Consider the following 13,622-nt stretch of genomic DNA (forward strand, 5'->3'; position numbering starts at 1 on the left):
TCGCTAATGACTTACATGAAAGCGGCGACGGCGAGCATTGACTTAAACGCGCTCGAACATAACCTGAACCAGATAAAGTCGAAGGCTCCTCAGTGCAAGGTCATGTCTGTTGTGAAAGCCAATGGCTACGGACACGGCTTACTGCATATAGCCAAGCATTCAAAAAGCTCTGATGCTTTTGGTGTGGCGCGTATTGAAGAAGCGTTACAACTTCGTGCTGGTGGCATTGTTAAACCTATTTTGTTGCTGGAAGGATTTTACTCTTCGGGCGATTTGCCAATCTTGGTGACCAATAACATTCAAACCGTGGTGCATTGTGAAGAGCAATTAAGCGCGCTAGAGAATGCGGATTTGGAAACACCCGTTGTGGTATGGCTAAAAGTCGACAGTGGTATGCACCGATTAGGTGTTCGCCCTGAGCAATACCAAAACTTTGTTGAGCGTTTGCATCAATGTGCGAATGTTGCCAAACCTCTACGTTACATGAGCCACTTCGGTTGTGCTGATGAACTGGATAGAGCAACCACCGTTGAACAGACAGAGCTTTTCTTGTCGCTTACTAAAGGTTGTGAAGGGGAGCGTTCACTTGCTGCCTCTGCGGGTTTACTCGCTTGGCCAGACAGCCACCTTGATTGGGTTCGTCCGGGAATCATATCTTACGGTGTCTCTCCGTTTGTTGATAAATCAGCGCAAGAGCTTGGATTTTTGCCTGTGATGACCCTGACCTCACACCTAATTGCCGTTCGCGATGTGAAAGCCGGTGAAAGTGTGGGTTATGGCGGAAACTGGACCAGTGAACGTGATACCAAGGTTGGTGTTATCGCGATTGGTTACGGTGATGGTTATCCTCGTACTGCACCTAACGGTACTCCAGTGTTCGTTAACGGTCGAAAAGTACCGATCGCAGGACGTGTATCAATGGACATGCTAACGGTTGATCTAGGCCCTGATGCGGCAGATAAAGTCGGCGATGAAGCGACTCTGTGGGGTAAAGATTTACCTTCAGAAGAAGTGGCTGAACATATCGGCACTATCGCTTACGAGTTAGTCACTAAGCTGACTTCGCGTGTTGCGATGGAATATGTGAAGTAATCATGGATCTTGATAAGTAAATTATGTTCAAGCGAACGACTCGAAGCTGGCTAATGTCTGCAATGACATTACTCGGTGTCAGCTTTTCTTCTTCCGCTGTGAGTGAAGAAAAAGATTCAGCCTTTGTTCCTTTCTACTTCAGCACCGAAACCATGGGTAACACCTTTGGGGTTGCGGGTGTCGCAAAGGGTGTTTGGCAACCTCAAGCCGCTCTGTTTGGTATGGCACTCTATTCAGACAAAGACAGTTACGTCGGTTTTCTATCGGCTTTTAACTATGCCTTGTCTGAGAACGTATTGTTTAGCACTCAGATGTATCAAGCGCGCTTCAACGACAACCCGTATTACATTGGTTCTCAAGGCGATAATGATTCATCTATCGATGACAAAACCATTGCTGATGGCTTAGAGCAAAACTATCAGTTTGAGTTTAAGTATTTGCTACCTTGGGGCAACGTTGCAGAACACGGTTTACTCGGTGCTTTTCAGCCAATCAAAGATGTGAGCTTTGCTTCGCCAATCGAATCGGGTGTCAGTTCGATTTTATTTACACCTTTTTATACTGCTCGTGAGCTAGAAGGTTTAAATAATACTGAAGAGGCGACCGGTTTTAGTTTGGCGTTCGATTGGGATAATCGTGATAGCACACGTAACCCAACCAAAGGATCTCATACCAATCTTGAGTTCACGACGGGCGCTGAAAGTTGGTCTAACGACGATTTGTGGCTGAAATGGACTTTTCAAAACAGTCAGTACTTCGCTTTAGGTCCTCTAGGAGACTTGTTCGACCAACAAGTTGTGGCACTCGATTTCTATACTGCTGATACACCAACCTGGGATAACTGTTCTGGGCAGGATTGTGCTCGTCCACCGGAAACAGAACAAGCTCGATTGGGTGGTTTGTATCGTTTACGTGGCTATACCGGAGGTCGATATCATGGGCGATCTGCTGTTCACTATTCTGCAGAGTATCGAGTGCTCCCAGATTGGCAGCCACTCGGTGATATTCCGCTGATCAACTACTACGACCTGCCTTGGTGGCAATGGGTCGCATTCGCCGAAGTAGGGCGTGTGGCTGATGAGTACGATATCAAAGAATTGCACACCGATATGAAATGGAGCTTAGGCGGCGCGGTTCGTTTTCAAGTGGAAGGCATTGTTGTTCGTGCAGAATTAGCGCGAGGCGGTGATGAAGGAACCTTTAGGGTTATGATAAACCAGCCCTTCTAAAGCTTTCGGCCTACAGTAGGCCAAATACTATCTTGATAAGAGTGGTCGTGGAAACACACCACTCTTTTTGTATTAAAAAGGCACTGTTTTTATTAATAAAATCTTGCTTTCAAATAGTCTACTCACCTTGAATAGTCGCAATCACTGTGCGGCTGCCACCACAATCACGGTGTTCACCCAAGTATATTCCCTGCCATGTTCCCAAAGCTAAACGACCGTTGCTAATTGGTATTGTCACACTGGTGCCAAGTGTCGATGCTTTAATGTGGGCAGGCATGTCATCATCACCTTCATAGGTGTGTCTGTAGTAGGGCGCTCGCTCTGGGACAAACTTATTAAAGTGCGACTCCATATCGGTACGGACGGTAGGATCAGCGTTCTCGTTTAGCGTGAGGCTGGCAGAGGTATGTTGGATAAAAAGATGTAATAAACCAACAGATAGAGAATTGATATCGTGTATCTGTTGTTCAATTTCATCAGTAATGAGATGAAATCCACGCTTTCTTGCATTTAGGTGTATAGTCTTCTGAATCCACATACGCCATCCTTTATAATGTGTTTGGAAAAAAAGTGGTTTAACGCTATCTTTTGAACTTGAATTTATCAGCTATCGCTCACATTTAATTATGTTAGAGCCTGAGTCAGCATCGATCTCTCTATCAGGAAATCGAATCCTGATTTATCTCAAGGTGGCGCTCTTCATATACGGCATAATACGTCGTGAAAAAAAATTACAAAGAATCTTTCAGTGGTGACGCGGTTTGGTCATCACAGAAAAATATAAACTTTCGCCTAATCGGGGGTTCTATTCATCACCCAGGTGACGTTTAGAATAAAACCTACAGTAACATCGGGATAGATACCATGTTGAAAAATATCAATCCAACGCAAACACAAGCGTGGAAAGCTCTAACGGCACATTTTGAGTCTGCTCAAGATATGGATATGAAAGAGCTGTTTGCTCAAGATGCAAAGCGTTTCGAGAGCTTTTCTACTCGTTTCGGTTCTGACATCTTAGTGGATTACTCTAAGAACCTTATCGATGCTGAAACTATGCAGCACCTATTTGCTCTTGCGAACGAGACTGAAGTTAAGTCTGCAATCGAAGCAATGTTCGGTGGTGATGCAATCAACAAGACTGAAGGTCGTTCAGTACTTCACACTGCTCTACGTAACCGTAGCGACAAGCCAGTAATGGTTGACGGCAAAGACGTAATGCCAGCAGTTAACGCTGTACTAGCAAAAATGGAACTGTTCACACACCGCATCGTTTCTGGTGAGTGGAAAGGTTACACAGGTAAAGAGATCACTGATGTTGTAAACATCGGTATCGGCGGTTCGGATCTTGGTCCATACATGGTGACTGAAGCACTAACGCCATACAAAACTCGCCTAAACATGCACTTCGTTTCTAACGTAGATGGCACTCACATCGTTGAGACACTTAAGCCTCTTAACCCAGAAACAACGCTATTCTTAGTGGCATCTAAAACATTCACGACTCAAGAAACAATGACTAATGCGCACTCTGCACGTGATTGGTTCTTGGCTGAAGCGGGTGACAACGCACACGTAGCTAAACACTTCGCAGCACTATCAACTAACGCAACTGCGGTAGCTGAGTTTGGTATTGATACTGACAACATGTTCGAATTCTGGGACTGGGTTGGTGGTCGTTACTCACTATGGTCTGCAATCGGTCTTTCTATCTCACTATCTGTTGGCTTCGATAACTTCGTTGAGCTACTAGAAGGTGCTCACGAGATGGATAACCACTTTGCTTCAACTGAGTTTGAAAGCAACATTCCAGTAATCCTTGCGCTTATCGGTATTTGGTATAACAACTTCCACGGCGCTGAGTCAGAAGCAATTCTACCTTACGACCAGTACATGCACCGTTTTGCAGCTTACTTCCAGCAAGGCAACATGGAATCAAACGGTAAGTTTGTAGACCGTGAAGGCAACCCGGTAGAGTACCAAACAGGTCCTATCATCTGGGGCGAACCTGGTACAAACGGTCAGCATGCTTTCTACCAACTGATTCACCAAGGCACTAAGCTGATCCCATCAGACTTCATTGCTCCTGCTATCAGCCACAACCCAGCATCTGATCACCACCAGAAGCTAATGTCTAACTTCTTTGCTCAAACTGAAGCACTAGCATTCGGTAAGACAAAAGAGACAGTGGAAGCTGAATTCCTAGCGGCTGGCAAAACAGCTGAAGAAGTGGCTGAGCTTGTACCTTTCAAAGTATTTGAAGGTAACCGTCCAACGAACTCTATTCTTGTTAAGCAAATCAACCCTCGCTCTTTAGGTAACCTAATCGCGATGTACGAGCACAAGATCTTCGTTCAAGGCGTTATCTGGAACATCTTCAGCTTCGACCAATGGGGTGTAGAACTTGGTAAGCAACTAGCAAACCAAATTCTTCCAGAGCTTGCTGACGATGCTCAAGTAACGTCTCACGACAGCTCAACTAACGGTCTAATCAACGCATTTAAAGCGCTTAAAGCTTAATTGAGTTGATAGCACCAAAAAAACGCCAACCTTCGGGTTGGCGCTTTTGTATCTGTATAGCAAGCATTGGTTAAATCGCAGGTAATAAAAAAGGCTGGCATGATGCCAACCTTCTTTGAGTTGATACTCAGTACTGCTAGAAATAAACAGCTGTTATTCGAAACAGATCTCGATGAAAGCATTACCCCATTGAGATGAGAAAGGCATGATGATGATTGCCCCATCACACTTGTGACGAATCGTATGACCTTTACCGGAAACCACGATTGGTGTTGCCATATCGAAGTCAAAACCGCTTTCCGCAAGAATACGTTTCGCACCGCCAGTCACCATGTTAGTGATTTCACCCACCATATCGGTCACTTCTTCGTTGAGGCCGTTTGGTCGTTCACCAAGCATGTTTTCCATGATTTCGAGAGCGAGACCTTCATCAAAGGTGATCGACATAGAGCCACGAGATTGTGTACCCACCATACCAATTAGGCCGGATACATCACCACGAGCGATTTCATCTTTCTTAACTCTCGGTTTTTGTGGCTTCAATTCTAGAGAAGCCATCGTTTTTAATACGTTCATCAAAGAAGCTAAAAACGGGTTTACAAATTCAGCGCGCATAATGTTCTTCTATAATCTTATTCTTTCATCTCGGAGGAGCAAGATTGGCAAATGCCATGCGATTCAATGACATGATTCGTCAATTGAAAGCCATGCTTCTCAGCGTTACTGGCGAGTAGGGTGACAAGCGCATCGTCCTGCAGTTCTATCACAGTGCCACATTTATCGCAGATCAGTAGTTGGGAGAAATGTTTGTTGGCATTGCAAGAGCAGCAGCATATGAAGCTATTGGTTGACTCAACTCTGTGAATGAAACCTTGCTCCAACAAGAAATCCAAAGCGCGATATACTGTAGGTGGCTTGGCTTGCGGTTCACTGACTTTCAACTGCTCTAATAATTCATAAGCACTGGAGGCTTTTTTATTAGAGAGGATGAGCTCAAACACTCGCTTTCTTTGAGGTGTTAATCTAACGCCTCGCGATGCGCATATCCCTTCAACTTGCTCTATTAATGTGTGGTCCAAATTTTTCACCATTCAATCGGACATCCCTAATCAAACCTTATTTCTAGGTTACTACGTTTTGGGAGCCAATGATTTCTATTAAAGTCAGGTACAGAGCGTATTGTGACCCACGACTTTGAATAAGACAAGGTAACTCAAAATGACAGTGTGACTCAAGGCATAACTGATTAGTGAGGCTGAATTAGAGGTTTGGTGAATAGGTTTAAATAAAAAATGTGAGGTAAAGTTCATATAGCACAAACTGGGCATAGCATTTACAATAGCCGACCTTGCTTTTGCTGGGTATTCCAGCATATTTTTTTGACTCGCTACCAGGGTACTTTACCATGACACATTCATGTAGATTGTCTGTCGCTCCAATGCTCGATTGGACTGACCGCCACTGTCGTTACTTTCACCGTTTGCTTTCTCAGCAGACGCTTCTGTACACGGAAATGGTAACAACGGGCGCGATCTTACATGGTAAGGGCGACTTTCTAGAATATAACGAGCAAGAACATCCTCTTGCACTTCAACTCGGTGGTTCAAACCCGGTTGATCTGGCGGCGTGTGCCAAGCTTGCTGGTGAGCGTGGCTATGATGAAATCAACCTTAATGTCGGTTGCCCTTCCGACCGAGTTCAGAATGGTCGCTTTGGTGCTTGCCTAATGGCTGAGCCCGAGTTGGTGGCAGATTGTGTGTCGGCGATGAAAGAAGTCACTGATATTCCAATTACCGTGAAAACGCGTATTGGTATCGACGACCAAGACTCTTATGAGTTCTTAACTAAGTTTGTTTCGACGGTTTCTGAAAAAGGCGGCTGTGAGCAATTTACTATTCACGCGCGTAAAGCGTGGTTGAGTGGCCTTAGCCCGAAAGAGAACCGTGAGATCCCACCGCTAGATTACGATCGTGCATACCAAATCAAGAAAGATTTCTCTGATCTGGTGATTGCCGTGAATGGTGGCGTTACTACTCTTGAGCAAACTAAAGAGCACTTGCAACACCTTGATGGTGTGATGATCGGTCGTGAGGCTTACCATAGCCCGTTTATCTTGGCTGAAGTTGATCAGCAGATCTTTGGTTTAGACACGCCAATTAAGAAGCGCTCACAAGTGGTTGAAGAAATGTACCCGTACATTGAGCGTGAGCTTTCAAATGGTGCAAGCTTAGGACACATCTCTCGTCATATGCTTGGTTTATTCCAAAGCATGCCGGGCGCAAGACAATGGCGTCGTTACATCAGTGAGAATGCGCATAAGAAAGGCGCGGGCATTGAGGTGGTGCAGACAGCATTGGCTAAGATTCCTAAAGAGCTAAATGTTTAAGCTCCCTCTAAGTTAAAAACTTAAGGTTAAATTCGCCACTAGAGGCTAAATTTACCACTGTAAGTTTCTGAAAAGCCACGCATGAAGATGTGTGGCTTTTTATTTATCTGATAAATAAGGGTTTTATTGGTTTGGCACACTTGGTATGGAAGCTGCAATGTTAGAAAGTAGGAAAGATAGGTCATTAACTCATTAGGGAGACCATTATGTTTGAATTAATCTTTGTTCTTATTTTCGTCGCAACTCTACTTGTCACTGGTATCACGTTTATGACGGTATTGGCTGCAACCGGAGTAGCGTTATTAGTCATGTTGGTCTTAGGTATGATGGGGGTCGTGTTTAAGTTACTGCCTTGGTTGATCGTGATTGCAATCGGTGTGTGGTTTTTCAAAAACTTTGTACACAGTTCTAACCAGAGACGTTACTAAGGTCATAGTGCCGTCAAATCTTTACTCGTCAGCGGTTTATCGTTTTAGAATTTAAGATGTGTGGTAGAATTTTCCCCAATAATCTATGAATGTGCATACAATTAGCACTACGATATGGAATTGGAGCTATCTCAAATGAATAAAATGCCATTAATTGCTTTAGTGGGAATGCTATCTTTAAGTTCAGCAGTGTCTGCTGAAGAAGAGTTTTCTTACACGGCTAAAGTCGGTGCCGATATGTGGTGGGGAAGTACAAAGCTAAACGAAGTTAGACAAGATGACGATTCTAACTCACCTTCGTTGTATTTCGCATTTGAGCATAATGCCCCGATGCTACCAAACGCTAGCTTTCGCTATACTTCTGTTGATGCAGATTCATTGGCTTTCGATAAGTACGACTACACCTTCTATTACACGTTGTTAGATCACAAGCAGATGAACTTCGATGCGGGTGTGACGTTTACTCAATACTCAAACTCGAATTACATTGAACCAAAAGCAACAGGTGCGAAAACATCGACGTTTGATGAGTTCACGTGGAGCTTCTACGGTAACGCAGAGATCAATGTGCCGGACACTAACTTCGATATCATTGGTACGATGGAGTTCGGTGATAGCAGTGGTATTAAGAGCACTGACTTGATGGCGGGTGTTCAGTACCGAATTCCAGTATCAGAATCTGAAATTGCCCTGCGTGGTGGTTACCGTGTTATCGATTTAGATTCGGATGAGTTCTTTAGCTCAGAACTAGGCAAGAGCTTTGTCATGGTCGATGGTTGGTTTGCTGGTGCTGAAGTGCGCTTCTAGGCCATATAAAGCAAATTTAGAACGAATTTTAAGAACGCCACTTTATTAAGTGGCGTTTTTTTATATCTATTGATTATATCTTTCTGGAATTAGTTAGCACATTCATCACTTTCGACCATCCTTAATACAGAGAGCCAATTTGCGTCTATTCTTATAAGGTCTATGTAGTGAGGTCAAAGCAAGGGATGGAATATGACACTCAATGAATTACGAAATTTATATAGAGAAAATCTGTTAGTTGAAGCGATCATAGAGCCCTCAATTCAAGAAGGGTCTTGGGTTGTGGAGTTTCGCCATATGGGAGGTGGCTTTGTTCTGCTTACTGATGTTCATGGTGAAGAGTGCCATTACGCGGATTTAGACCTAGCATCTAAATCGGCAATGGCGGTTGGCTTTCAGCAAGTGCGTATTGAAAACCAGTAAGTCAATTTGCGTTTCAATCGGTTTTTACTTCCAAAAAGTTATAAAACATACTTTTCTATTCTTTCTTGTTATTAAAAGGAGTGGTTAATCTATCGTCACGCAATGATTAGGGATGTCGTGACCATGTCTTTAAATAAGAAAGAGTCTTCACAAAATAATAATGCACAGTCTGGGGCTAATGAGTTACCTGGGCTAGCAGCACCACTTAATGACCAACAATTGGGTCATCTTCAGCAAACTGTTTCTGAACTGTCTTCACAGCAACTGGCATGGGTCAGTGGTTACCTTTGGGGAGTGAGCCAAGCTCAGCCTGTCGGTGCTGCTGCGCCAATCGCTCAAGCGGCCGCTGCAGTAGCGGCTAAGCCAGCGGGTAAGCTCAGCATTATCTTCGCTTCTCAAACCGGTAATGCTAAAGGCGTCGCTGAATCGCTCGAGGCAGAAGCAAAAGCCTTAGGTATCGCCGTCGAGCTTTTCGATGCGAGTGATTATAAAGGTAAGAACTTAGCCAAAGAGACACACGTCATTTTCGTCGCTTCAACCAATGGTGAGGGCGAAGCCCCTGATAACGCGATTGAGTTGCATGAATTCCTTCAATCGAAGAAAGCGCCAAAATTATCAAACCTACAATACGGTGTGATTGGTTTAGGTGACTCAAGCTATGAGTTCTTCTGCCAAACGGCTAAAGACTTCGATAACTTCCTCGCTAAGCTTGGTGCGAAATCGTTTGTCGATCGCCTTGATTGTGATGTTGATTACGAAGAATCAGCAACGGAATGGCGCGCTAAAGCATTAGAGCAAGTAAAAGAGACGCTATCGACAGGTGCCGAGGCTGATATCGTTCAGTTACCAGTAGGCCAAGCAGCTGCCGGTCATTCGCAATACACCAAACAAAATCCATATACAGCGACACTATTAACCAGTCAAAAGATCACGGGTCGTGACTCGGGTAAAGATGTTCGTCATATCGAGATTGATCTTGATGAGTCGGGCATTACCTACCAACCCGGCGATGCGCTAGGCGTATGGTATGAAAACAGTTCAGAACTCGCAAATCAGATTCTTTCTAAGGTTGGGTTATCGGGTATCGAAAGTGTCGATGTCGATGGTGAGAATCTATCTATCCATAGTGCGCTAGTGAGTAAATTTGAGATTACCACTTCAAACCCTCAACTTGTGACTAAGTTTGCTGAGTTATCGGGCAGCAAGAAGTTAATCAAGCTGGTGGAAGATAAAGACAAGCTTCGTGAATACGCGGGTAATACTCAAGTTGTCGATGTTTTAGCTGAGAAGAAAACTAAGCTATCGGCTGATGAGTTAATTGGCCTGTTACGTAAGCTGACACCGCGTCTCTATTCTATTGCATCAAGCCAAGCAGAAGTAGATGAAGAAGTTCACTTGACGGTTGGTTTGGTTGAATACCAAAAAGGCGAAGAGTCTCGTTTAGGCGGAGCTTCTAGCTTCTTAGCTCAACGTCTTGAAGAGGGTGGTGAAGTGAAGGTGTTTGTTGAGAACAACAATAACTTCAAATTACCACAAGACGACAATACACCAATCATCATGGTCGGCCCGGGTACCGGTATCGCACCGTTCCGCAGTTTTGTTCAAGAGCGTGAAAACAATGATGCTGAAGGAAAAAGCTGGTTGTTCTTTGGTGACCGTACCTTTACTCAAGATTTCTTATACCAAGTTGAATGGCAAAAGTACCTCAAGTCTGGCGCGCTAACTAAGCTCGATGTTGCCTTTAGCCGTGACCAAAAAGAAAAGGTTTATGTTCAGGACCGTTTAATCGAACAAGCAGAGCAGGTGTGGCAATGGCTGCAAGAGGGCGCGTACCTCTATGTCTGTGGCGATGCGACTCGAATGGCTAAAGATGTTCATGAAGCGTTAGTTTCGATAGCGGAAAAGCATGGCAACCAGAGCCGCGAGCAAGCTGAACAATATATTAATGATTTACGTAAAGCGAAACGTTACCAAAGGGATGTGTACTAATGAGCAAGCAAGTAATAGAGCAAGAAGTGCTAGGTCAAGTACTTGGACCTTTGGCTGACAATGAGCGTCTTAAGCGTGAAAGTAATAACCTACGCGGTACGATTGAACAAGATCTCCAAGACCGCATAACAGGTGGCTTTACTGCTGATAACTTTCAGTTGATTCGTTTCCACGGTATGTATCAACAAGACGACCGTGATATTCGCAACGAACGTACCAAACAAAAGCTCGAACCGTTACATAACGTCATGCTTCGTGCTCGTATGCCTGGTGGCATCATTACCCCTAAGCAGTGGTTGGCGATTGATAAGTTCGCAGACGAAAGTACCTCTTACGGTTCAATTCGTCTAACAACTCGTCAAACGTTTCAGTTCCACGGTGTCTTGAAGCCGAACATTAAGTTGATGCACCAAACGCTAAATAGCATTGGCATTGATTCAATTGCGACAGCGGGTGATGTAAACCGAAATGTTCTATGTACGACAAACCCGGTTGAATCTGAACTTCATCAAGAAGCTTACGAGTGGGCGAAAAAGATCAGTGAACATCTATTACCGAAGACTCGTGCTTATGCAGAAATCTGGTTAGATGGTGAAAAACTAGAAACAACGGATGAAGAACCTATCCTTGGTAGCAACTACCTACCGCGTAAGTTCAAGACGACGGTTGTCATTCCTCCGCAAAATGATGTGGACGTCCATGCTAACGATCTTAACTTTGTTGCTATTGCTGAAGACGGAAAGCTGGTGGGCTTTAATGTGTTAGTCGGTGGCGGTCTTGCTATGACACATGGTGATACCTCTACTTATGCACGTAAAGCTGACGACTTTGGTTTTGTGCCATTAGATAAAACGTTAGATGTAGCAGCGGCGGTGGTAACGACTCAGCGTGACTGGGGTAACCGTTCGAACCGTAAGAACGCAAAAACCAAATACACACTAGACCGTGTTGGTATTGATGTATTCAAAGCAGAAGTAGAAAAACGTGCAGGCGTTGAGTTTTCTGAAAGCCGTCCTTATGAGTTTACTGGCCGTGGCGATCGTATCGGTTGGGCGGAAGGCATTGATGGTAAGCACCACTTAGCGTTATTCATCGAAAATGGTCGTTTGCTTGATTTCCCAGGGAAAGCGCTGAAAACAGGTGTTGCTGAAATAGCGAAGATCCACAAAGGTGACTTCCGAATGACAGCGAACCAAAACCTAATTGTTGCAGGTGTGTCGACGAGTCAAAAGGCCAAGATTGAAAAATTGGCGCGTCAATATGGCTTGATGGATGATGCTGTTTCAGAGCAACGTAAAAACTCAATGGCGTGTGTGGCTTTCCCAACATGTCCTTTAGCAATGGCAGAAGCTGAGCGCTTTCTTCCTGAGTTTGTAACGGATGTTGAAGACATTCTGAAAAAACATGGATTACCAGAAGAAGATAACATCATCCTTCGCATCACGGGTTGTCCAAACGGTTGTGGTCGTGCAATGTTGGCTGAGTTGGGTTTAGTCGGTAAGGCGCCGGGGCGTTACAACATGCACTTAGGTGGCAACAAAGCCGGAACTCGTATCCCGAAGATGTATAAAGAGAACATCACTTCTGCTCAGATCTTAGAAGAGATTGATTCGCTGGTGGGACGTTGGGCTACGGAACGTAACGACAATGAAGGGTTCGGTGATTTTACAATCCGAGCTGGCATCATCGAAGAGGTGATCATTTCAAAGAGGGATCTGCATGCATAATTCTGTCGCTTCAAAACTGAAGTTAGCAGAGCTACTCGCATTGACTAAGACGGAGCAAATACTTCGTCTTGGACAAATCAATGCTGAGTTAGAGCAGCTAACCGCATTAGAAAGAGTTAAGTGGGCACTAGAACATTTAGAAGGGACACATGTTGTGTCTTCTAGTTTCGGAATCCAAGCGGCGTTGATGCTGCACTTAGTGACTCAAGCAAAACCCGATATTCCGGTTATTCTTACGGACACTGGGTATCTATTCCCGGAAACGTATCGCTTTATCGATGAGTTAAGTCAGAAGTTGACTCTAAACCTTCAAGTCTTTCGTTCTCAGCAGAGTCCTAATTGGCAAGAAGCGCAATATGGCAAACTTTGGGATCAAGGTATAGAAGGGATAGAGAAGTACAACAAGCTTAATAAAGTTGAACCGATGAGAAGAGCGCTGGATGAACTAGAGGCTGGCACTTGGTTTTCTGGGTTGAGAAGAGAGCAATCTCAATCGCGTGCAAACTTACCTATCTTATCTATCCAAAATGGTGTGTTTAAGTTCTTGCCAGTAATTGATTGGACAAATAAAGATGTTCATTATTACTTAGAGGAGCATGGTCTCAGTTACCACCCACTTCGCGAGCAGGGGTACCTTTCTGTTGGAGATACTCATACTACTAAGAAATGGGAACCGGGTATGACTGAAGAAGAAACCCGTTTTAATGGTCTAAAACGAGAATGTGGTCTCCATGAAGACGATGGAGAGCAATATGGCTCTGGGATTTAGACTCATTGCCATTTAAAAAGCTGCCATAAGGCAGCTTTTTTGTTTTCTAGGATGAAAATTAGAGCAATTGTGGATAAGTCTGTGGTTATTCTGTAGGTACTTTGTAGTTAAACTTGCACAAATAAGGCTTTGAGTGTTTATTCGCCATGTAATCGTTATTTTCGCATCTTTCTTTAATAAACACTTGCCAATGTGATGAACATCTCTATAATGCCGCCTCACTGACACGGCAGACGCCACAAGGCTTCAGCGAGA

General features: G+C 44.2%; 13 protein-coding genes. 10 read left to right on the forward strand and 3 right to left on the reverse strand.

Annotated elements, in window-relative coordinates:
• The first annotated feature begins 6 nt into the window (after window positions 1–6).
• Window positions 7–1,092 (forward strand): alanine racemase, encoded by a 1,086-nt coding sequence (gene alr, locus AB6D93_RS21745; RefSeq protein ID WP_102333448.1) that lies wholly within the window; start codon window positions 7–9, stop codon window positions 1,090–1,092.
• A gap of 23 nt (window positions 1,093–1,115) precedes the next feature.
• On the forward strand, window positions 1,116–2,321 hold the full coding sequence (locus AB6D93_RS21750) for a BamA/TamA family outer membrane protein (protein ID WP_102333449.1): 1,206 nt from the start codon (window positions 1,116–1,118) through the stop codon (window positions 2,319–2,321).
• A 118-nt stretch (window positions 2,322–2,439) separates the two neighbouring features.
• Here AB6D93_RS21750 and AB6D93_RS21755 read toward each other — a convergent pair whose 3' ends face one another.
• Window positions 2,440–2,859 (reverse strand): secondary thiamine-phosphate synthase enzyme YjbQ, encoded by a 420-nt coding sequence (locus AB6D93_RS21755; protein ID WP_004735849.1) that lies wholly within the window; start codon window positions 2,857–2,859, stop codon window positions 2,440–2,442.
• 326 nt (window positions 2,860–3,185) lie between these two features.
• On the opposite strand from AB6D93_RS21755, the gene pgi reads away from it, so the two are divergent.
• Window positions 3,186–4,838, forward strand: a complete 1,653-nt coding sequence (gene pgi, locus AB6D93_RS21760; protein WP_017065622.1) for a glucose-6-phosphate isomerase — start codon at window positions 3,186–3,188, stop codon at window positions 4,836–4,838.
• A 153-nt stretch (window positions 4,839–4,991) separates the two neighbouring features.
• Here the strand turns inward: pgi and AB6D93_RS21765 are convergent, their stop codons facing one another.
• The gene (locus tag AB6D93_RS21765) at window positions 4,992–5,453 is read right to left on the reverse strand and encodes a chemotaxis protein CheX (protein ID WP_017059940.1); all 462 of its coding nucleotides are present in this window, start codon (window positions 5,451–5,453) and stop codon (window positions 4,992–4,994) included.
• A gap of 17 nt (window positions 5,454–5,470) precedes the next feature.
• Window positions 5,471–5,929, reverse strand: a complete 459-nt coding sequence (gene zur / locus AB6D93_RS21770) for a zinc uptake transcriptional repressor Zur (RefSeq protein ID WP_017059941.1) — start codon at window positions 5,927–5,929, stop codon at window positions 5,471–5,473.
• A 314-nt stretch (window positions 5,930–6,243) separates the two neighbouring features.
• Here zur and dusA point away from each other — a divergent pair, with 314 nt between their 5' ends.
• The 7 genes from dusA to AB6D93_RS21805 all read left to right on the forward strand — a co-directional run bounded on the left by dusA (window position 6,244) and on the right by AB6D93_RS21805 (window position 13,367).
• Window positions 6,244–7,224, forward strand: a complete 981-nt coding sequence (gene dusA, locus AB6D93_RS21775; protein ID WP_102333450.1) for a tRNA dihydrouridine(20/20a) synthase DusA — start codon at window positions 6,244–6,246, stop codon at window positions 7,222–7,224.
• Window positions 7,225–7,430: 206 nt separating this feature from the next.
• On the forward strand, window positions 7,431–7,652 hold the full coding sequence (pspG, locus tag AB6D93_RS21780) for an envelope stress response protein PspG (protein ID WP_017059950.1): 222 nt from the start codon (window positions 7,431–7,433) through the stop codon (window positions 7,650–7,652).
• Between the two features lie 135 nt (window positions 7,653–7,787).
• Window positions 7,788–8,459 carry a TIGR04219 family outer membrane beta-barrel protein gene (locus AB6D93_RS21785; RefSeq protein ID WP_102333451.1) on the forward strand — a complete coding sequence of 224 codons (672 nt, stop codon included), beginning with the start codon at window positions 7,788–7,790 and terminating at the stop codon, window positions 8,457–8,459.
• A 192-nt stretch (window positions 8,460–8,651) separates the two neighbouring features.
• Window positions 8,652–8,882: a hypothetical protein gene (locus tag AB6D93_RS21790; RefSeq protein ID WP_004735813.1), complete on the forward strand. Its 231-nt coding sequence runs from the start codon at window positions 8,652–8,654 to the stop codon at window positions 8,880–8,882.
• A 123-nt stretch (window positions 8,883–9,005) separates the two neighbouring features.
• Entirely contained in the window at window positions 9,006–10,871 is a 1,866-nt protein-coding gene (locus tag AB6D93_RS21795) for an assimilatory sulfite reductase (NADPH) flavoprotein subunit (RefSeq protein WP_065584778.1), read from the forward strand.
• Window positions 10,871–12,598 (forward strand): assimilatory sulfite reductase (NADPH) hemoprotein subunit, encoded by a 1,728-nt coding sequence (cysI, locus tag AB6D93_RS21800; RefSeq protein WP_017065747.1) that lies wholly within the window; start codon window positions 10,871–10,873, stop codon window positions 12,596–12,598. Before AB6D93_RS21795 ends, cysI begins: the two co-directional genes overlap by 1 nt.
• Window positions 12,591–13,367 (forward strand): phosphoadenylyl-sulfate reductase, encoded by a 777-nt coding sequence (locus AB6D93_RS21805; RefSeq protein WP_017080080.1) that lies wholly within the window; start codon window positions 12,591–12,593, stop codon window positions 13,365–13,367. The genes cysI and AB6D93_RS21805 overlap by 8 nt, the downstream gene beginning before the upstream one ends.
• The last annotated feature ends 255 nt before the right edge of the window (window positions 13,368–13,622 follow it).

The organism is Vibrio sp. 10N.247.310.23 (assembly GCF_041467155.1).
Taxonomy (GTDB): domain Bacteria; phylum Pseudomonadota; class Gammaproteobacteria; order Enterobacterales; family Vibrionaceae; genus Vibrio; species Vibrio crassostreae_C.

Bases quoted from the DNA above. Each gene is read 5' to 3' on its own strand.
- alr (WP_102333448.1), top strand. From the start codon at position 7: ATGACTTACATGAAAGCGGCGACGGCGAGCATTGACTTAAACGCGCTC.
- cysI (WP_017065747.1), top strand. From the start codon at position 10,871: ATGAGCAAGCAAGTAATAGAGCAAGAAGTGCTAGGTCAAGTACTTGGA.
- pgi (WP_017065622.1), top strand. From the start codon at position 3,186: ATGTTGAAAAATATCAATCCAACGCAAACACAAGCGTGGAAAGCTCTA.
- AB6D93_RS21750 (WP_102333449.1), top strand. From the start codon at position 1,116: ATGTTCAAGCGAACGACTCGAAGCTGGCTAATGTCTGCAATGACATTA.
- AB6D93_RS21790 (WP_004735813.1), top strand. From the start codon at position 8,652: ATGACACTCAATGAATTACGAAATTTATATAGAGAAAATCTGTTAGTT.
- AB6D93_RS21755 (WP_004735849.1), bottom strand. From the start codon at position 2,859: ATGTGGATTCAGAAGACTATACACCTAAATGCAAGAAAGCGTGGATTT.
- AB6D93_RS21765 (WP_017059940.1), bottom strand. From the start codon at position 5,453: ATGCGCGCTGAATTTGTAAACCCGTTTTTAGCTTCTTTGATGAACGTA.
- AB6D93_RS21785 (WP_102333451.1), top strand. From the start codon at position 7,788: ATGAATAAAATGCCATTAATTGCTTTAGTGGGAATGCTATCTTTAAGT.
- zur (WP_017059941.1), bottom strand. From the start codon at position 5,929: ATGGTGAAAAATTTGGACCACACATTAATAGAGCAAGTTGAAGGGATA.
- pspG (WP_017059950.1), top strand. From the start codon at position 7,431: ATGTTTGAATTAATCTTTGTTCTTATTTTCGTCGCAACTCTACTTGTC.
- AB6D93_RS21805 (WP_017080080.1), top strand. From the start codon at position 12,591: ATGCATAATTCTGTCGCTTCAAAACTGAAGTTAGCAGAGCTACTCGCA.
- dusA (WP_102333450.1), top strand. From the start codon at position 6,244: ATGACACATTCATGTAGATTGTCTGTCGCTCCAATGCTCGATTGGACT.
- AB6D93_RS21795 (WP_065584778.1), top strand. From the start codon at position 9,006: ATGTCTTTAAATAAGAAAGAGTCTTCACAAAATAATAATGCACAGTCT.